This window comes from Streptomyces sp. NPDC046859 (genome assembly GCF_040645135.1).
In the GTDB taxonomy this organism is placed as follows: Bacteria; Actinomycetota; Actinomycetes; order Streptomycetales; family Streptomycetaceae; genus Streptomyces.
On sequence record NZ_JBEYXR010000003.1, the window covers coordinates 258,606 to 275,308 of the forward strand.

A 16,703-nucleotide genomic window follows, 5' to 3' on the forward strand; every position below is an offset into this window, starting at 1 on the left:
CCGGATCCAGGCGACATGCGAACTGCCTGTTTCGATTGTTGTCGATGCCCTGCGCGATCAGGATGGCACCTGTATCGATGAACGTCAACATAGACGCTTGTCGAATTCAGACCACGTCGCCCGCCACCCGTCGGCCCACCTCGGGCGCCGACGGGCCTGGCCCGCCTGGTTCGACATGTGTCAACATAGACATATGTCGAATACCGAGGCGCTGCCGCTGCTCGAACCCGACGGCCGGAGCGCGGCGCCATGCTGCCCGCCGCTGACCGAGCGGCCCCTGGACGCCGCGGAGGCCGAGACGGCCGCCCGCATGTTCAAGGCGCTCGGCGACCCGGTACGGCTCCGGCTGTTCTCCTCGGTCGCCTCGCACGAGGGCGGCGAGGCGTGCGTATGCGACATCTCCGACGTCGGCGTCTCCCAGCCGACCGTCTCCCACCACCTGAAGAAGCTCAAGGAGGCCGGTCTCCTGACCTCCGAGCGACGCGGTACGTGGGTCTACTACCGGGTGGAGCCGTCCGTCCTGGCCGCCATGGGGCAGTTGCTGGTCAAGGCGTCGACCGCAGTCTGACCCGGCGGTCCTGGCGGTAGCGGATGCGGCGAGGGGTCGCGGCGTACTGGCCGTATGCGTCGAGGTAGCCGTCGAGGAGTTCGCGCAACGTGCCGGCCTCCGAAGGGAGCACCGCCGAGAAGGCGTCCCATCCGGTGAAGGTGAGTTCGGGCGGCAGTTCGACGAGGCCGGTGATCGCGTCCCAGAAGGCGTCCCAGTTCCGGCCGTAGAAATCGGGGAACATCAGTTCCCGCTGAAGGAGCCGCTGGAGGCCCTCGGCGTCCCGTACCTCGGACAGGTCGACGACCAGTGAGTCGGGGACCGTGGGCTCCGCCTCGTTCGTTCCGTCCGCCTCGTCCGCCATCGTGGCCCGGCCTTTCAGTAGGTGCCGACGAAATGGAGCAGTCGCGCTCCCGGCCGCATGCACCGCTTGATGGTATTGGTCGCGCCGACATGGGCCTCGTGCCGTCCAGGTCTCCCGGAACGTCCCGGCCCGTGTCCGCCAGGTCGGGTGGGACGCGTCGATGTCGAGAGGGGGGCCGGTGCGACGCGGGGGCGGCGTTCGAACAATATCTGTGGTGGCCGCATGAGAAATTGATGTAGGGGGCGGGACAGGATTTCTTACCCTTCCGCCGGTTCCAGGATATTGACACCGCACCGGCCGCTTCGGCGTGCTACTGTCGTTATCAGTTGCAGGTGTGGTTGCCAGAGGAATTGTTTTCCGACGGGGTGATCATCACGGCGACATGGAATGCGCACACGGCGTTTTCCTGCCACCGCCTCCGAAGGAGAAACAAAATGGCTACCGGTACCGTGAAGTGGTTCAACGCGGAAAAGGGCTTCGGCTTCATCGAGCAGGACGGCGGCGGCGCCGACGTCTTCGCCCACTACTCCAACATCGCCAGCCAGGGCTTCCGCGAGCTGCAGGAGGGCCAGAAGGTGTCGTTCGACATCGCGCAGGGCCAGAAGGGCCCGACGGCGGAGAACATCGTCACCGCCTGACGTCGGCCACCGACGCGTACTTCGCAGCTGGGGCCCGCACCTCTGGGGTGCGGGCCCCAGCTCGCCGTTTTCCCGTAGTTTTTTTCTCATCTCGCTTTTCGGCGACCGCCGTTCGATGGGCCCGTATTGCGCCCGTCCGGCTCGCCCTCTCGACTTTCGGCTCGTTTCGAGATTCTCTGCGCCGCTCCTCTGCTGCGGGAATTCCTTGCTGCGTGCCCCGATGGAAGGTTCCGCATGCAGCGTGCCCGCACGTCCAGCACACCCCGCACATCCCGCACCCCCGACCGTTTCCGGCGTGGCTCCGGTTCCCGGCGCCCCACCGGGCGTCCGCACGGCGAGTTCGCGGTGCCGGTGACGAAGACGCCCGCCCTGCCCGCCGTCACGTCGTTCGGCGACCTCGACATGCCCGGACAGCTGGTGGCCACGCTCAGCCGCGAGGGGGTGTCCGTGCCGTTCCCGATCCAGGCGGCCACCCTGCCGAACTCCCTCGCCGGTCGTGACGTCCTCGGCCGGGGCCGCACCGGCTCCGGCAAGACGCTCGCGTTCGGACTCGCCCTCCTGGCCCGCACGGCCGGACGGCGGGCCGAGCCGCGGCGGCCGCTCGCCCTGGTCCTCGTCCCCACCCGTGAGCTCGCCCAGCAGGTCACGGACGCCCTCGCCCCGTACGCCCGCTCCGTGGGCCTGCGCCTGGCGGCGGTCGTCGGCGGGATGTCCATCGGCCGGCAGGCCGGCGCGCTGCGCAGCGGCGCCGAGGTCGTCGTCGCGACGCCCGGACGGCTCAAGGACCTCATCGACCGGGGTGCCTGCCGCCTGGACGACGTCGGCATCACGGTCCTCGATGAAGCCGACCAGATGGCGGACATGGGCTTCATGCCCCAGGTCACCGCACTGCTCGACCAGGTGCGCCCGGACGGGCAGCGGCTGCTGTTCTCGGCCACCCTGGACCGCAACGTCGATCTGCTGGTCCGCCGCTATCTGAGCGACCCCGTCGTCCACTCCGTCGACCCGTCCGCCGGCGCGGTCACCACGATGGAGCACCACGTCCTCCATGTGCACGACGCGGACAAGCACCGGACGACCACGGAGATCGCGGCACGCGACGGCCGCGTCATCATGTTCCTCGACACCAAGCACGCCGTGGACAAGCTGACACGGCACCTGCTGAGCAGCGGTGTGCGTGCCGCGGCGCTGCACGGCGGCAAGTCCCAGCCGCAGCGCACCCGGACCCTGGCCCAGTTCAAGAACGGGCAGGTGACCGTGCTGGTCGCGACCAACGTCGCGGCGCGCGGCATCCACGTGGACAACCTCGACCTGGTCGTCAACGTCGATCCGCCCAGCGACCACAAGGACTATCTGCACCGCGGCGGACGTACGGCCCGTGCCGGCGAGTCCGGCAGCGTCGTCACCCTGGTGACGCCCGGCCAGCGCCGGAGCATGAGCCGGCTGATGGACGCGGCGGGCATCAGCCCCCGGATCGCGCAGGTGCGCTCGGGCGAGGCGGAGCTGAGCCGGATCACCGGGGCGCAGGCGCCTTCGGGTGTCCCCGTCGTCATCGCCGCGCCCGAAGCGTCGCGCCCGCGCGGTGCGTCCCCCTCGTCCCGCGGCCGACGGGGCCGTACCGGTCGGGGCGGGCCGGTGCGGGGCGAGGCCGTGCGCCGGGCGGCCTAGGTTCAGTCGCGGGAAAGGGCCCGGCGGGGCATCACCCAGCCCTGCCCGGCCAGCACCGCCTCAGCGCCCGGCGCCGTGACCGTCCGCCCGCCCCCCTCACCCGCAGGAGCAGCAATGACGACGGCCCAGCAGCAGTACCGGACAGCGCACCGCTCCCCCGTGACCGGGGCCGACCGGCGGGACACCGCCGGCCCCCGGGTCCGTGACGACATGACGGTCGAGGTCGCGCTGTCCCTCTTGGCCGGCGCCCGCGTCGACCACCTCGTCCTGTGCGACGCGGACGACCAGAGCACGGGCCTCGTCACCCTGGCCCGGCTCGCCGTCCTGCGGCGCAGCCCCGCCTACACGGACCAGGTCCGGCTGCGGGACGTCCTGGACACGCCGGTCGCCGCGTACGGACGGAGTCGTCGGGACCTCGGCGTCCTCGCGCCCTGACCCGTACGACCCGTACGCGGAGATCACCACCCCGGACCCGGTGAGGGCCTGCCGACGCGCGTCGGCAGGCCCTCACCGTCACGTCCCGGCACCGCCCCGCGGAAGGGTGGCGGAGCACCGGGGCGGGCCCATGGTGTTACATGTGTGCGGGGCCCTGGTGCCGGTCGGCGCCGGGCCCCGCGACGCGTTGCACATCGAGGTGACATGGCAGATATCCCGCTCAGCGACCGGCTGGACGACGACGACTACCCCGCGTACACCATGGGCCGGGCCGCCGAGATGCTCGGCACCACACCGGGTTTCCTGCGCGCGCTCGGCGAGGCGCGGCTGATCACTCCGCTGCGCTCGGAGGGCGGGCACCGCCGGTACTCGCGCTACCAGTTGCGGATCGCGGCCCGCGCCCGTGAACTCGTCGACCAGGGGACGCCGATCGAGGCCGCGTGCCGCATCATCATCCTCGAGGACCAGCTCGAGGAGGCGCAGCGCATCAACGCCGAGTACCGGCGCGCCGCCGAGGAGGAGTCCGGCGGCTCCGAGGCCTGACGCCCGGAAAAGGGGCGGTCAGCCCAGCGGGTTCGTCGTGGCGCGCAGGGTGGACAGGACCGGGCCGTACATACGGGCCTTGATGGTGCCGACGGTGTCGCCCGCCTTGTTCACCTGGGCCTGGGCGAGTTCGATGGCCGTGGAGCGTACGGCGTCCTCGGCGACCGCATGGTCGACGATGCCGGCCGCCGTCGCGTCGGCGCCTCCGTAGCGGCGGGCGGTGATCATCGCCTCGTGTGCCGTCCGGGGCGTGAGCCGGGACTGGATGAGGGCGGACATGCCGGGCGTGAAGGGGATGTTGATGTCCGCCTCGGGCAGGCACCAGAAGCCGCGGTCGGAGCGCATCACCCGGAAGTCGTGTGCGAGGGAGAGCATCGCGCCGGCGGCGAAGGTGTGGCCCTGGAGGGCGGCCACGGTCACCAGGGGCAGGGACAGCACGCGCGCGAACAGCTGGTGCACGGAGGCGACGTAGTCCTGGTGCTCGTCGGGGTGCGCGGTGAGCCACTCCAGGTCGAGCCCGTTGGACCAGAACTTGCCCGTGGCGGCGGTGACCAGGGCGCGCGGTCCGTCCGCCTTCTCCACCTCGTCGAGGGCGGTGCCCACGGCGGCGATCCATTCGGGGTGGAAGCGGTTCTCGCCGTCCCCGAGGTCGAGGACGAAGACGTTTTCCTGGCGGTCGAGCGACGGCATGGCGGCTCTCCTTCGAGGCGAGCGGGCGGGGTGAGAAAGGAACGACGACACGTGAGCGACCGCTTAGTAACTTATGACGGGCGGCATAGCGCGCGCAAGGGGCGAGACCCCGCACCGCCGACAGGCTCCGCAAGACCGCCGGCCCCCGAAGAACCGACCAGGGGCCCGGTCCGCTCGCGCGGGTCGGGCCCCTGGTCGGTTCTTCGGGGGTGGTCGTGGAGCTGGTCGGCCGCGGGCGCTGTCACGCCCTCTCGGCTGAACCGGCGCTGGGCCGGATGTTCCTCACGGCCGCGCTCCACCGGCCGGTCTCACCCCGGGGCGCCGGGACGCCTCCCTGTCGACGGGTGTCCCGTCCGGGTGGGCGCCGAGCGACCTGAGGCATGGCGCGGAACGCCGCTCCTGCGGGCGGACCTCAGAACGCGCTGTTGTCGCAGCCCATGGACGAGCCGAGGTGGGTCGCCTGCGCGCCCGGGTCGCCCTCGCCGTTGAGCGCGCTGCCCAGGGCGCCGTTCAGGATGCCGACCTCACCGAGGACGTCGACGTTCAGGTCGTGCGACCGGCAGTTGGAGCTCTGCAGGACGCTGACCTTGTCCCCGCCCTTCTTGCCGCCGTGCCCGTCGAGACCCTGGGCGGTGGCCGTGCCGCTGGCGAGGATTCCGGCGCTGCCGAGGGCGACGACCAGGACGGCAGCCTTGCGAAGCTTGTGCATGTCATCTCCAGAGAGGTGAGGAGGTGCGATCCACGAAAGATCGACTGCGTACAGTGACGAAGCTAATGTGAAGAAATTGGACATGTCAGTACGACTCGCCGATGATCGTCATGTTTCACACCGCCCGCCCGCTACTGGTCCAGATACGCCAGCACGGCCAGCACCCTGCGGTTGTCCCCGTCCGTCGGCAGGAGACCGAGCTTGGTGAAGATGTTGCCGATGTGCTTGGCGACGGCCTTCTCGGAGATGAACAGGCCCTGGGCGATCCCCGCGTTCGAGCGGCCCTGGGCCACCCATTCCAGGACCTCGCGCTCACGCTCGGAGAGGCTGCCCACGGCCTCGTCGCGCTCCTTGCGGACCAGGAGCTTGGAGATCACCTCGGGGTCCATCGCGGTGCCGCCCTCCGCCACCCGGCGGATGGAGTCGAGGAAGTGCCCGCCGTTGGTGACGCGGTCCTTCAGCATGTAGCCGACGCCCCGGCCGCCGCCGGCCAGCAACTCGCGCGCGTACAGCGGCTCGACGTACTGGGAGAGGAGCAGGACCGGCAGGTCCGGGATGCGTTCGCGGGCGGCCAGCACCGCGCGCAGGCCCTCGTCCGTGAACGTCGGCGGCAGCCGGACGTCGACGACCGCGACGTCCGGCTGCCGCTCGATGAGCGCGTCCAGCAGTTCCGTCCCGTTGTCCACGGCGGCGACGACCTCGTGGCCGTGGGCGCCGAGGAGACGGATCAGCCCGTCCCTCAGGAGGAAGTGGTCTTCGGCGAGGGCAATACGCACGGAAGCTCCATCGTCACCATGGTCGGGCCGTTCACGGGGCTGTTGACGGCGAGGACGCCGTCGAAGGTGGCGAGCCGGCGCTCGATGCCCCGCAGACCGGTTCCGCGCGAGACGTCCGCACCGCCCTGGCCGTCGTCCGTGACGGTGATGCGCAGCATCCCGCGATCGTAACGGATGTCGATCCAGGCCCGGTCGGCGCCGGAGTGCTTGGCGACGTTGGTCAGGATCTCGGAGATCGCGAAATAGGCCGCGGACTCGACGGGCATCTCGGGGCGGCCCGGCAGGTCGACGTGGACCTCGGTGCGGACCGGGCAGACCATCGCCAACGCCCTTACGGCGTCCGCGAGTCCACGGTCGGCGAGGACCGGAGGGTGGATGCCGCGCACGAGGTCGCGCAGCTCCTCCAGCGCCTTGGAGGAGGACTCACGGGCCTCGATGAGCAGGGCGCGCACGGCCTCCGGGTTGGTCTCCAGGAGGTGTTCGGCGGCGTCCAGGGTCATGCCCATCGCGACCAGGCGGGCCTGGGCGCCGTCGTGCAGGTCGCGTTCGATACGGCGGATCTCGGCCATCTGCGTGTCGACGGCGTCGGAGCGCGTGGTGGACAGGTGCTGGATGCGGCTGGCCATCAGCTCGCTCTCGCTGGGGGCGAGCATGGAGCGGGTGTACAGGGCGTGCCGGCGGACGGCGCGCGGTGCGACCCACAGGGCGAGCGGCAGTTGGAGGACGCCGAGGACACCGGCGAGGACGGCGGTGGCCTGGCCCTCGATCGGGATGAACTGGTACCACAGGCCGTCCCATTCGACGGACAGCGGGACCCCGAAGAAGGCGAGGAAGACGCCCCAGACGCCGCTGAGGATCAGGGCGAGCGGGAAGAACGCGAAGAACGCGCCGGCCAGCGGGTCGACGAGCACCCAGACCCACTCCCGGCGGGTCTGCGGATCGCTCATGATCCACCGGTAGCGGGCGGCGGCCCCGGAGGCTCCCTCGGGTGCGGGGGGCAGCGGGCCGGGCGGGCCGGGGATCTCGACCCCGGACCAGCGCAGGGCCAGCTCGCGCTGGCGGGCGGCGAGGTTGCGCACGCCCTCCATGGCGCGCGGCACCACGCCGAGGCCGGGCCCCACCAGCCAGATCGCCCCGGACACCGCCAGGGACCGGCCGAAGGCCGCCGACGCCATCCAGCACAGGGTCATCACCCTGCGCAGCCCGACCAGTCCGGCCGCGACCGAGAATCCCCTGATCTCGTCGGGCGCGCGGTTCACCCCGAGCTGCATCGTGCGGTCCATACGGCTCGCTCCTCTCTGCTGCCTGTGCGGTACGTGGGCCGAAGCGCCCGTGTCCTCATCATTCTGGCCACGGCCGGGGTGACGGCGCGGTGGGGAAAACTCCCCTCTTCGGCGGCTGGAAAGGGGTGTTGTCTCCACCCGCCGGGCCGATCAGGGGCCGATGAAGAGCGACAGGGTGTCCGCGACGCAGGCCGATCGCGGGCGTCCCTCGTCCTCCACCTCGACCGTCATCCGGACGGCCGCGAGGTGGCCGGCGGGGGTCTCGCGCACGCCGGTCAGCCGGGCGCCGCCGCGGACGCGGGAGCCCACCGGTACGGGCCGGGGGAAACGCACCTTGTCCAGGCCGAAGTTGACGCCCATCTCGATCTTCTCGATGTCGAAGATGGCGCGCATCATCTCGGGCAGCAGGGCCAGGGTCATATAGCCGTGCAGGATGGTCCCGCCGAAGGGGCTGCGCGCCGCCCGTGCGGGGTCCACGTGGATCCACTGGAGGTCGCCGGTGGCCTCGGCGAACCGGTCGACCCGGTCCTGGGTGACCCGCTGCCACTCGCTGTACCCCAGGTGTTCGCCGGTGGCGGCGGCAAAGTCGGCCAGACTGGCGAAAGATCTCATGACATCGATTCTGTTGGGCCGTTCGGGACAGGGACAAGGCGCGCCCCGGCCAGGAAGCCCCGGCCGTCAGCGCGCCGTCAGTCGTTCGTCAGCGGTGGCTCAGCCGTACCGCTTGAGCTCGTGGAAGAACCCGGGCACGGTGTGCAGCTCCCCGGCGGCTGCGACCCGGTCGTAGACGTGCTTGGCGACGGCCAGGTCCAGGACGCCGAGGCCGAACGGGGAGAAGATCACCGTGCGGTCGGAGGGCGGGGTGAGCTCCCCGGTGAGCACGTCGTACAGGGCCCCGGCCACGAAGTCCCGGTTGCCCAGGCGCTGTTCGGCCAGGTGCGGGGAGGTGCCGGCCTTCAGGCAGTGCTCGACGTCGTCGACGGCGTTCCAGGAGTCGAGGACGATCTCGGGCGACAGGTCGCGCAGGGAGACGTGCAGCACCAGCGGATGGTGGGTGAACCACTGCGGGTCCGTGACGTGGGGTTCCCCGGCGACGGTGGCGAAGACGACGAGGTCGCTGGAGCGGATCAGGTCCTCGGCCTTGTCGTGGACGGTGATCTCCACTCCGTCGCCCTCGGCGCGCCGCAGATAGCCCCGGAAGCCCTCGGCGTGCTCGGCGGACAGGTCGTGCACGCCGATCGCCTCGAAGTCGAAGCCGCTCGCGGCGAGGTAGGTGTGCAGGTAGCGGGCGATCAGGCCGACGCCGACGAAGCCGACCCGGGTGGGCCGGGTGCCGCGGGCCGTGCCGAGCCGGTCGGCGGCCAGCGCCGCCGAGGCGGCGGTGCGGGCGGCGCTGATGATGGAGCTCTCCAGGCAGGCGAACGGGTAGCCGGTCTCGGCGTCGTTGAGGATCAGCACCGCCGAGGCACGCGGGATGCCCGCGGCGACGTTCTCCGGGAAGCTGGAGATCCACTTGATGCCGTGCACGCCGACGTCGCCCTTGACGGAGGCGGGCAGCGCGATGATCCGGGACGACGGACGGTCCGGGAACCGCAGGAAGTACGAGTCCGGGTTGACCGTCTGTCCCTCGCCGTGCAGCCGGTAGGCGGCCTCGACGGCCGCGACCACCTCGTTCTCGTGCCCGTCGAGCGCCTGGTGCACCTGGGCGCCGGAGACGACGGCGAAGGGGGGGACCTGAGTCATGGGGATGCTGCTCCTGAGAGGTGGAAGGGTCGTACGGGGGCGGGGGCCGGGTCAGCCGATCCGGGCGAGGCCCTTGGCGTCCTGCCGGGCCCGGCCCCGGGACACCAGCAGCGGGTCCCAGTCCGGATGCCGGTCGGGCAGCCGGGCGGGGTCGCCGAGGACCGTGCCGCCGTACACCTCGGCCAGCAGGGGGCGGCCGAGGATCTGGGAGGCCACGGCCATGCCACCGGTGGCGACGCCGCCGACGCCGCTGCCGTAGCGGACGTTCTGACCGACGACGTAGAGGCCTTCGACGTCCGTGCGCACGTCCGGGCGGCGGCCGTCGGAGCCCCAGCTGGCCATGCCGTACGGGGTGCCGCCGCTGGCGCGGATGTAGCGCTCGTTGGTGAGCGGGGTCGCGGTCTCCACGTGGGTGATGCGGTCCCGGACGGGCCCGAGGACGCGTTCGGCAGCGTCCAGGATCAGCTCGGTCACCTCGCGTTTGCGGGCCAGGTAGGCGGGGTTGCGGCGGTACGGTTCGCCGTCCGCGGGGCCGCCGCGCACCCCCCAGAAGGCGTGGCCGGGCGGACAGCCGGTCATGAGCTGGAAGTTGCTGTGCCCGGGCGGGCAGACCGCCTTCGATCCCCGGTCCTTCACGGAGGCGAAGGAGAACGCGAGTTGGGGGATCCGGTCGAAGACGCCGTCACGCTCGTAGCGGTCGAGCACGTCGGCGTGGGCGGCCTCCATGTCGTCGCTGTCGTGCCACCAGATGTTGGCGTTGGGCAGTCCGTCCAGCTCGGTGTCGAGGGCGACGTACACGGCGACGACCGCGCTGCGCATCGTCGCCGCGCGGGTGCGGGCGACCAGGTCGGCGGGGAAGGACTCCTCGCCGCCGCACAGGTCGAGGACGGTGCGCCGGTAGTCGGCGTTGGAGACGACCAGGGGCGCGAACACGCTCTGCCCGTCGGCGAGTTCCACGCCGGTGGCGCGTCCGCCGTCGATCAGGACGCGGCGCACCTCGGTGCGGGTGCGCAGCTCGCCGCCGTAGGACTCCAGGGCCTCCACGAAGGCGGCGACGAGGGTCTGGCCACCGCCCTCGGGGTAGTACGCGCCGCGCAGGTAGTGGTCCATGATGTTGACGTGCTCGGCGAAGCCGATGCCGTCGGGCATGGCGCCGTAGTTGCCGGCCTGCGCGGCGAGCAGGGTGCGGCCCTTCGGGGACAGTCCGCAGTGGTCGAGCGCCCTGCCGAGGGTGCGGCGGGTCCAGCGCATCGTCTGCGGGGAGCGGCGGAACAGCTCGACCATCGGCTCGCCCATCAGCCCGGCGCGGCTGGCGCCGGCCACGGCGACGGCGAGGTCGACGAACCGGTCGACCCGGTCGGCCTCGGCGGGCAGGGCCTGCTTGAGGCGGGCCCGGTACCGCTCCCAGCCGGCCGGCACGTCCACGGTGGCCGTGGGCGTCATGATCCGGTCGAAGCCGCCCTCGTTGTCCATGGGCCGGAACCGCACGCGGTCGCGCACGCCCAGGCCGGACAGCACGGCGGGCAGCAGTCCGCCCTCGCCGCAGTCGCCGAGGTAGTGGGTGCCGACGTCGAACTCGTACTTGCGGCGGCGCCGGAAGACGTGCGCGTTGCCGCCGGCCACGTCGTGCTGTTCCAGGACGAGGACCCGGCGGCCGTCGGCGGCCAGGTATCCGGCGCCGACGAGGCCGCCGATGCCGCTGCCGACGACGATCGCGTCGTAGTGCCGGCCGTCGAGGTCGCGGGCGCCGCGCTGCTGGGGTCGGGTTCCGCCGCTCATCAGAAGGTGCCGCCGCCGTGGATCTCGAGGACCGAGCCGGTGATGTACGCGGCCCGCTCGGACACCAGGAAGGAGACCAGGTCGGCGACCTCCTCGGGGCGGCCGAGGCGGCCCAGCGCCACGTTCCTCAGCTGTCGCTGCAGGACGGTCTCCGGCATGCCGCCGACCATGTCGGTCTCGATGAGGCCGGGCGCGACCACGTTGGCGCGGACCCCGCGGGGCCCGCACTCCTTGGCGAGGGACTTGGTGAACCCGATGATCCCGGCCTTGGAGGCGGCGTAGTTGGCCTGCCCGCTGTTGCCGTACACGCCGGCGACCGACGACAGGTTGACGATGGCGCCGGTCCGGCGCTTGCTCATGGAGAACGCGGCGGCCCGGCACACGTGGTAGACGCCGTCGAGGTTGGTGCGCAGCACCTGGTTCCAGTCCTCCTCGGGCATCAGCACCAGCGGCCGGTCCCGGGTGATGCCGGCGGAGGTGACGGCGGCGTCGACGGGGCCGAGCTCGCGCTCGGTGCGGGCGTACCAGTCGCGTACGCCGTCGGCGTCGGCGACGTCGCAGCGGGTGGCGGTGACCCGGGTGCCGTGCTCGGCGGCCTCCTTGGTGAGGCGTTCGGCGGCGTCCTCGTCGGAGCGGTAGCAGAAGGCGACGTCGTACCCGTCCTGGGCCAGGCGCGTCACGATCGCCCTGCCGATTCCCCGGGAGCCGCCGCTGACCAGTGCGATCACCGCTGCTCCCCCATCAGGCGCAGGACGGCCGCGGCCACCGCGCCGTCGCGGTCGACGGCGGTGACCAGGGCGGCATGGCCCCGGGAGCCGGGGTCGGCCTCGGCGACCGCGAGGACGGCCCCGATCTGGAAGGAGGCGGAGGCGGCGCTGGTGTCGCCGAGCAGTTCCATGGACGGCACGCGGGAGAGCGCGTCGGCGGGGACGAGGTCGGCGAGGGCCTCGTGCTCGGCGCGTCCGGCGGCGGTCGGCGCGGCGCACGGCACGGCGGCCCACAGGCCGGCGGCGTCGACGCCGGCCCGGTCGAGTGCGCGGCGGGCGCACGCGGTGACGGCGGCCTGCGGGTCGTCGTCGATGTCGACGCGGGTCTCCACGCTCAGCACGGCGGCCAGCGCGGGGCGTTCGGCGGTGTCCGCGGGTTCGAGGAGGAAGAGGCCGCAGCCCTCGCCGAGCAGCGGCGCCGGGTCGCCGGGGGCGGCGGCGGTGTGCTCGAACCAGGCGTGCGCGGCGGAGAACTCCTCGGCGGAGCCCACCAGGTACTTCGTGGCCCGGCCCTGGTGCATCAGGCGGCGCGCGTAGTTCAGGGCGAGCAGGCCGCTGACCCGGCCGCCGGCGACGGTGGTGTTGGGGCCCTTCAGGCCGTGCCGGATGGCGGTGGCGCCGGCGGCGTGGTTGAGGCTGCCGAACGGGATGCGTCCCGCGTCGACGTAGAAGGGGCGCTCGTTGGTGTAGGACTGGCGCAGGAAGTCGGTGACGTTCTCCAGGCTGCCCATGGTGATGCCGAGGACGACGCCGGTCAGGTCGTCGGTCTCCACGACGCGGTTGCCGTCGCCGTCCAGCAGGAGGCCGTCCGAGGCGACCAGGGCCAGCGCGGTGAGCCGGTCCATCTTGGCGGTGCCGCGTTTGCCGAGCACCTCCTGGATGTCGAAGCCGGGCACCACGCAGACGTCGGAGGACGGCAGGGAGCCGAGCCCGGCGTCCGCCTTCACGGCCGTCTTGGCGCCGGCGCGGACCCCGGCGGCGAAGCGTTCACGGCCGACGCCGTACGGCGAGACGGCCGACCAGCCGGTGATGACGGGTGTGCCGGGCGGCAACGTGGCCTCCGGACTGGCGGTTGCGGTGCTCATGGTCGTCACTCACTCCCCGTACGTGCCGAGTATCAGGACGGCGTTGTTGCCGGCGAAGGCGCTGGAGTTGTTCTGCACGATCCGTACGTCCGCCTCGACGGCCCGGTTGGGCACGACGTCGAGCGGGCAGTCCGGGTCGGTCTCGCGGTGGTTGATGGTGGGCGGGATGAAGCCCTCCTCGATGGCGATGCCGCAGGCGATCGCGCCGAGCGCGCTGGCGGCGCCCATCGAGTGGCCGAGCATCGACTTCACGGCGACGGTGCGCGGCGGGGTGTCGCCGTACACGTCGACGATGGCGGCCGACTCGGTCTTGTCGTTGGCCTTGGTGCCGGTGCCGTGCGCGGAGATGAAGTCGACCTCCCCTTGCTCGACGCCGGCGTCGCCGAGGGCGAGGCGGATGCCGCGCGCGATGCCGTCGCGGTTGGGCGCGGTGGGGTGGGCGGCGTCGCAGCTGAGGCCGTAGCCGAGGACCTCGGCGTGGATGCGGGCGCCGCGGGCGAGCGCGGACTCCAGGCTCTCCAGGACGAGGATGCCGGCGCCCTCGCCGGTGAGGATGCCCTGACGGTCCTTGTCGAAGGGCCGCACCACGTCGGGGGTGAGCGCGCCGAACCGCTTGAACAGGGCGAACGCCTTGCGGCACACGGCGTCGGCGCCGCCGCACAGCGCGAGGTCGACCTCGCCGGAGCGGATCGCGTCCAGGCCGTAGCCGATGGAGTAGTTCCCGGCGGCGCAGGCGGTGGTGACGGTGGTGGCCTCCACGTTCGGCATGCGCAGTTCGCGGGCGATGACGGTGGACAGCCGGCCCGCGTTGATGCGGCGGGACAGCACCGGGTCCATCGCCTCGGGGTCGCCGGCGGCGAGTTCCTGCTCCAGCAGCAGCGCGATGTCGTGGGATTCGCCGTCGGTGGTGCCGACGGTGACGACGGCCGGCCGCTCGCCGAGGTCGGCCTCGGTGAGCCCGGCGTCCTCGACGGCCATCCGCGCGGCGGCGACCGCGTACTGGCCGGCGCGGCCCATGTCGTCCAGGGGGACGTTGCGGATCCACCGCCCGGGCTCGAAGTCGGGGACCTCGCAGGCGATGTCCTGGCCGAAGCCCTCGGTGTTGAACCGGGTGATGGGCCGTGCGCCGGAGCGGCCGGCCCGCAGCCCCGCCGTGTACTCCTCGACACCCGTGCCGATGCTGGAGATCACCCCGTAGCCGGTGAGGACGACCCGGCGGCGTGCTGGTGCGGTGGACATGGGACTCCTTCGGAGGGACGGACGCTCGGGACGGGGGGTGCCGGTCACCAGCCGGCGGCCGCCGCGGTCACCTGGTAGGTGGCCTCGACGTTGACCATCCTGGGGAGTTCGTTCATGTCGATGACGATGGAGTACTCCATCTCCAGGGCGCTGAGGACGTCGATGAGCTTCAGCGAGTCGGCGCCGAGTTCGTCGATGAACAGGGCCGTGTCGGAAAGGGAGCCGAGGTCGACGTCGATGTTCTCGGCGATGATTTCCCGGATTCGGCTGAGGCGTTCGGGAGCGACCGTCGTCATTGCTGTTTCCTCCGTTTATGACGGTTGAGATCTGCTGTCGCGGAAAAACGTAGTGAGCGCCGGTGACTGCGCGCTGACGTCCAGCTGATGGACCGCTGACGGGCGTCGCCGGTCAGCGCCCGACGGCCCGCCGGAAGCCGCGTACGCTGCCCAGCACGGCCACGACCAGCAGCGCGGTCAGCGTGATGGCGGTGACGGCCCCGGGGTGCTGGGCGGGGAAACCGGTCCCGGCGGCGCCCGCCGGATCGTTGCCCCACAGCCGCCGGCAGGTGGTGATGACGGACGTCACCGGATTCCATTCCGCGACCGGGCGCAGCCAGCCGGGCAGTCCGCTCACGGAGACGTAGGCGTTGGACAGGAAACTGAACACGACGAGGACGAGAGCGCCGGTGCCGTCGATGGCCTCGACGTTCTTCTGGGTCGTGCCGAGCAGAATTCCCACCCAGAGCATCACGTAGACGAAGGCGAGCAGGACGGCGAATCCGGCGGCGGTGCGCAGGGCGCCCTCGTGCGGGCGCCAGCCGACGGCGAGGCCGGCCAGGGACACCGCGGTGAGGCTGACCGCGCCGACGAACAGGTCGGACAGGGTGCGTCCGACGAGCACGGACGCCGGGGAGATCGGCAGGGAGCGGAACCGGTCGACGAGGCCGTGCCGCAGGTCGAGGGCGACCCCGATGGCGGTGGGGCCCACGCTGGTCAGACCGACCTGGATGGCGATGCCGGCCATGATGAAGTCCTCGTAGGCCACGTGCCCGGGGACCTGCATGGAGTTGCGGAACAGGTAGCCGACGGCGATCAGCATGACCAGCGGGTTCATCGTGACGAGGATCAGCCGGCCGGGCGAGCGCCGCAGATGGGTGAGGTGCCGGCCCGCCAGCGTCAGGGTGTCCGCCAGATGCCCGGCGAGGGCGCCGCCGGAGTGCGCGGGGCGGGTCGTCGTGGCCGTGGCCGTCACTGGGTCTCCTCTTTCCGGCCGGTGCCCGTGAGGTCGAAGAAGACGTCGTCGAGCGTGGGCCTGCGCAGTTCGAAGTCGGCGAGGGGCACGCCCTTCTCGCGCAGGGCGAGCGCGGCGCGGGCCACCTCGTCCAGGCCGTCCGGACCGAGCTGCACCGACACCCGGCGGGCGCCCTCGTCGACGGCCGGGGCCCGGCCGCCGAGCCCGGACAGGGCGGCCACCGCGTCGCCCAGGTTCTCCGGGCGGGCCACGGTGACCTCCAGGAACTCGCTGCCGACCTGCCGTTTGAGGGACTGCGGCGTGCCCTCGGCGATGACGCGGCCGGCGTCGATCACGGCGATCCGGTCGGTGAGTTCGTCGGCCTCCTCCAGGTACTGGGTGGTGAGCAGGATGGTCACCCCGCCGGCGACGAGGTCGCGCACGATGTCCCACAGCACGGCCCGGCTGGTCGGGTCGAGGCCGGTGGTGGGTTCGTCGAGGAACAGCACCTCGGGCTCGCCGATGACGCAGGTGGCCAGGTCGAGGCGGCGGCGCATCCCGCCCGAGTAGGTGCCGACGGGCCGGTCGGCGGCCTCGGTGAGCTCGAAGCGTTCGAGCAGTTCGGTGGCGCGCCGGGCGGCGCCGCGCCGCCCGAACCGCAGCAGCCGGGCGAGCAGCACGATGTTCTCGCGTCCGGTGAGCAGTTCGTCGACGGCCGCGTACTGGCCGGCCAGGCCGATGCGCCGGCGCACCTCGCGGCTGTCCCGGACGACGTCGTGCCCGGCGACCGTGGCCCGGCCGGCGGACGGCTGGACGAGGGTGGCGAGGATGCGCACGGTGGTCGTCTTGCCGGCGCCGTTGGGCCCGAGCACGCCGAGGACGGTGCCGGCCGGCACCGACAGGTCGATGCCGTGCAGCGCCGTGTGGGAGCGGTAGGTCTTGCCCAGGCCCTCGGCGAGGACGGCGATGTCGGACGAGGACACGCTCAGCCCGCCTGCCGCTGGAGGCTGAGCGGACGCATGTCGGTCCAGTTGCTCTCCACATGGGCGACGGCGGTGGCCCGGTCGGTCGCGTCGAGCACGACCCGCCAGCCGTCGGGCACGGCCGCGAAGGACGGCCACAGGGAGTGCTGCCCCTCGTCGTTGACGAGGACGAGGAAGGTGCCGTCTTCGTTGTCGAAGGGGTTGGCCATGGGGTTCTCCTGATC

The 16,703-nt window shown here is 72.0% G+C and carries 20 protein-coding genes; 5 read left to right on the forward strand and 15 right to left on the reverse strand.

The annotated features are described in order from the left end of the window. The first annotated feature begins 193 nt into the window (after nt 1–193). A complete protein-coding gene (locus ABZ899_RS05665) occupies nt 194–568 on the forward strand; it encodes a metalloregulator ArsR/SmtB family transcription factor (protein ID WP_361341143.1) in 375 nt (124 codons plus the stop codon). Here ABZ899_RS05665 and ABZ899_RS05670 read toward each other — a convergent pair. Further along, nucleotides 546–911, reverse strand: a complete 366-nt coding sequence (locus ABZ899_RS05670; RefSeq protein WP_361341145.1) for a barstar family protein — start codon at nt 909–911, stop codon at nt 546–548. The two genes, ABZ899_RS05665 and ABZ899_RS05670, sit on opposite strands and share 23 nt — an antisense overlap. A 434-nt stretch (nt 912–1,345) precedes the next feature. Between ABZ899_RS05670 and ABZ899_RS05675 the strand changes: the two genes are divergently transcribed. From ABZ899_RS05675 to ABZ899_RS05690, 4 genes are all read left to right on the forward strand, one after another. Further along, nucleotides 1,346–1,549, forward strand: coding sequence for a cold-shock protein (locus ABZ899_RS05675; RefSeq protein WP_361341148.1), 204 nt, complete (start codon nt 1,346–1,348; stop codon nt 1,547–1,549). A 234-nt stretch (nt 1,550–1,783) separates the two neighbouring features. Then, nucleotides 1,784–3,217, forward strand: coding sequence for a DEAD/DEAH box helicase (locus ABZ899_RS05680; RefSeq protein WP_361341151.1), 1,434 nt, complete (start codon nt 1,784–1,786; stop codon nt 3,215–3,217). Nucleotides 3,218–3,331: 114 nt separating this feature from the next. Beyond that, nucleotides 3,332–3,652, forward strand: a complete 321-nt coding sequence (locus ABZ899_RS05685; protein ID WP_361341154.1) for a CBS domain-containing protein — start codon at nt 3,332–3,334, stop codon at nt 3,650–3,652. Between the two features lie 204 nt (nt 3,653–3,856). Beyond that, on the forward strand, nt 3,857–4,195 hold the full coding sequence (locus ABZ899_RS05690) for a MerR family transcriptional regulator (protein ID WP_361341157.1): 339 nt from the start codon (nt 3,857–3,859) through the stop codon (nt 4,193–4,195). Nucleotides 4,196–4,213: 18 nt separating this feature from the next. Here ABZ899_RS05690 and ABZ899_RS05695 read toward each other — a convergent pair whose 3' ends face one another. From ABZ899_RS05695 to ABZ899_RS05760, 14 genes are all read right to left on the reverse strand, one after another. Beyond that, nucleotides 4,214–4,885, reverse strand: a complete 672-nt coding sequence (locus tag ABZ899_RS05695; RefSeq protein WP_361341159.1) for an enoyl-CoA hydratase-related protein — start codon at nt 4,883–4,885, stop codon at nt 4,214–4,216. A 412-nt stretch (nt 4,886–5,297) separates the two neighbouring features. Further along, a complete protein-coding gene (locus ABZ899_RS05700; RefSeq protein WP_361341160.1) occupies nt 5,298–5,594 on the reverse strand; it encodes a hypothetical protein in 297 nt (98 codons plus the stop codon). A gap of 131 nt (nt 5,595–5,725) precedes the next feature. Next, complete coding sequence (locus ABZ899_RS05705) at nt 5,726–6,370, reverse strand: response regulator transcription factor (RefSeq protein WP_361341163.1); 645 nt, start codon at nt 6,368–6,370, stop codon at nt 5,726–5,728. Next, nucleotides 6,334–7,653, reverse strand: coding sequence for a sensor histidine kinase (locus tag ABZ899_RS05710; protein WP_361341166.1), 1,320 nt, complete (start codon nt 7,651–7,653; stop codon nt 6,334–6,336). Before ABZ899_RS05710 ends, ABZ899_RS05705 begins: the two co-directional genes overlap by 37 nt. 150 nt (nt 7,654–7,803) lie before the next feature. After that, a complete protein-coding gene (locus tag ABZ899_RS05715; RefSeq protein ID WP_361341168.1) occupies nt 7,804–8,265 on the reverse strand; it encodes a MaoC family dehydratase in 462 nt (153 codons plus the stop codon). A 99-nt stretch (nt 8,266–8,364) separates the two neighbouring features. Continuing rightward, the gene (gene sbnB / locus ABZ899_RS05720) at nt 8,365–9,396 is read right to left on the reverse strand and encodes a 2,3-diaminopropionate biosynthesis protein SbnB (protein ID WP_361341170.1); all 1,032 of its coding nucleotides are present in this window, start codon (nt 9,394–9,396) and stop codon (nt 8,365–8,367) included. Between the two features lie 51 nt (nt 9,397–9,447). Next, a complete protein-coding gene (locus ABZ899_RS05725; protein WP_361341173.1) occupies nt 9,448–11,175 on the reverse strand; it encodes an NAD(P)/FAD-dependent oxidoreductase in 1,728 nt (575 codons plus the stop codon). Further along, nucleotides 11,175–11,903 carry a 3-oxoacyl-ACP reductase FabG gene (gene fabG / locus ABZ899_RS05730; protein WP_361341176.1) on the reverse strand — a complete coding sequence of 243 codons (729 nt, stop codon included), beginning with the start codon at nt 11,901–11,903 and terminating at the stop codon, nt 11,175–11,177. Before fabG ends, ABZ899_RS05725 begins: the two co-directional genes overlap by 1 nt. Beyond that, entirely contained in the window at nt 11,900–13,027 is a 1,128-nt protein-coding gene (locus ABZ899_RS05735; protein WP_361341179.1) for a beta-ketoacyl synthase N-terminal-like domain-containing protein, read from the reverse strand. Before ABZ899_RS05735 ends, fabG begins: the two co-directional genes overlap by 4 nt. A gap of 9 nt (nt 13,028–13,036) precedes the next feature. Then, a complete protein-coding gene (locus ABZ899_RS05740) occupies nt 13,037–14,266 on the reverse strand; it encodes a beta-ketoacyl-[acyl-carrier-protein] synthase family protein (RefSeq protein ID WP_361341181.1) in 1,230 nt (409 codons plus the stop codon). 44 nt (nt 14,267–14,310) lie between these two features. Then, the gene (locus ABZ899_RS05745; protein ID WP_361341184.1) at nt 14,311–14,562 is read right to left on the reverse strand and encodes an acyl carrier protein; all 252 of its coding nucleotides are present in this window, start codon (nt 14,560–14,562) and stop codon (nt 14,311–14,313) included. 112 nt (nt 14,563–14,674) lie between these two features. After that, nucleotides 14,675–15,517, reverse strand: a complete 843-nt coding sequence (locus ABZ899_RS05750; RefSeq protein WP_361341187.1) for an ABC transporter permease — start codon at nt 15,515–15,517, stop codon at nt 14,675–14,677. Then, nucleotides 15,514–16,479 carry an ATP-binding cassette domain-containing protein gene (locus ABZ899_RS05755; protein ID WP_361341190.1) on the reverse strand — a complete coding sequence of 322 codons (966 nt, stop codon included), beginning with the start codon at nt 16,477–16,479 and terminating at the stop codon, nt 15,514–15,516. The genes ABZ899_RS05750 and ABZ899_RS05755 overlap by 4 nt, the downstream gene beginning before the upstream one ends. 2 nt (nt 16,480–16,481) lie before the next feature. Beyond that, complete coding sequence (locus ABZ899_RS05760; RefSeq protein ID WP_062668543.1) at nt 16,482–16,688, reverse strand: MbtH family protein; 207 nt, start codon at nt 16,686–16,688, stop codon at nt 16,482–16,484. Between the last annotated feature and the right edge of the window lie 15 nt (nt 16,689–16,703).

Bases quoted from the DNA above. Each gene is read 5' to 3' on its own strand.
- ABZ899_RS05740 (WP_361341181.1), bottom strand. From the start codon at position 14,266: ATGTCCACCGCACCAGCACGCCGCCGGGTCGTCCTCACCGGCTACGGG.
- sbnB (WP_361341170.1), bottom strand. From the start codon at position 9,396: ATGACTCAGGTCCCCCCCTTCGCCGTCGTCTCCGGCGCCCAGGTGCAC.
- ABZ899_RS05680 (WP_361341151.1), top strand. From the start codon at position 1,784: ATGCAGCGTGCCCGCACGTCCAGCACACCCCGCACATCCCGCACCCCC.
- ABZ899_RS05735 (WP_361341179.1), bottom strand. From the start codon at position 13,027: ATGAGCACCGCAACCGCCAGTCCGGAGGCCACGTTGCCGCCCGGCACA.
- ABZ899_RS05725 (WP_361341173.1), bottom strand. From the start codon at position 11,175: ATGAGCGGCGGAACCCGACCCCAGCAGCGCGGCGCCCGCGACCTCGAC.
- ABZ899_RS05710 (WP_361341166.1), bottom strand. From the start codon at position 7,653: ATGGACCGCACGATGCAGCTCGGGGTGAACCGCGCGCCCGACGAGATC.
- ABZ899_RS05715 (WP_361341168.1), bottom strand. From the start codon at position 8,265: ATGAGATCTTTCGCCAGTCTGGCCGACTTTGCCGCCGCCACCGGCGAA.
- ABZ899_RS05745 (WP_361341184.1), bottom strand. From the start codon at position 14,562: ATGACGACGGTCGCTCCCGAACGCCTCAGCCGAATCCGGGAAATCATC.
- ABZ899_RS05675 (WP_361341148.1), top strand. From the start codon at position 1,346: ATGGCTACCGGTACCGTGAAGTGGTTCAACGCGGAAAAGGGCTTCGGC.
- ABZ899_RS05685 (WP_361341154.1), top strand. From the start codon at position 3,332: ATGACGACGGCCCAGCAGCAGTACCGGACAGCGCACCGCTCCCCCGTG.
- ABZ899_RS05700 (WP_361341160.1), bottom strand. From the start codon at position 5,594: ATGCACAAGCTTCGCAAGGCTGCCGTCCTGGTCGTCGCCCTCGGCAGC.
- ABZ899_RS05665 (WP_361341143.1), top strand. From the start codon at position 194: ATGTCGAATACCGAGGCGCTGCCGCTGCTCGAACCCGACGGCCGGAGC.
- ABZ899_RS05690 (WP_361341157.1), top strand. From the start codon at position 3,857: ATGGCAGATATCCCGCTCAGCGACCGGCTGGACGACGACGACTACCCC.
- ABZ899_RS05695 (WP_361341159.1), bottom strand. From the start codon at position 4,885: ATGCCGTCGCTCGACCGCCAGGAAAACGTCTTCGTCCTCGACCTCGGG.
- ABZ899_RS05760 (WP_062668543.1), bottom strand. From the start codon at position 16,688: ATGGCCAACCCCTTCGACAACGAAGACGGCACCTTCCTCGTCCTCGTC.
- ABZ899_RS05670 (WP_361341145.1), bottom strand. From the start codon at position 911: ATGGCGGACGAGGCGGACGGAACGAACGAGGCGGAGCCCACGGTCCCC.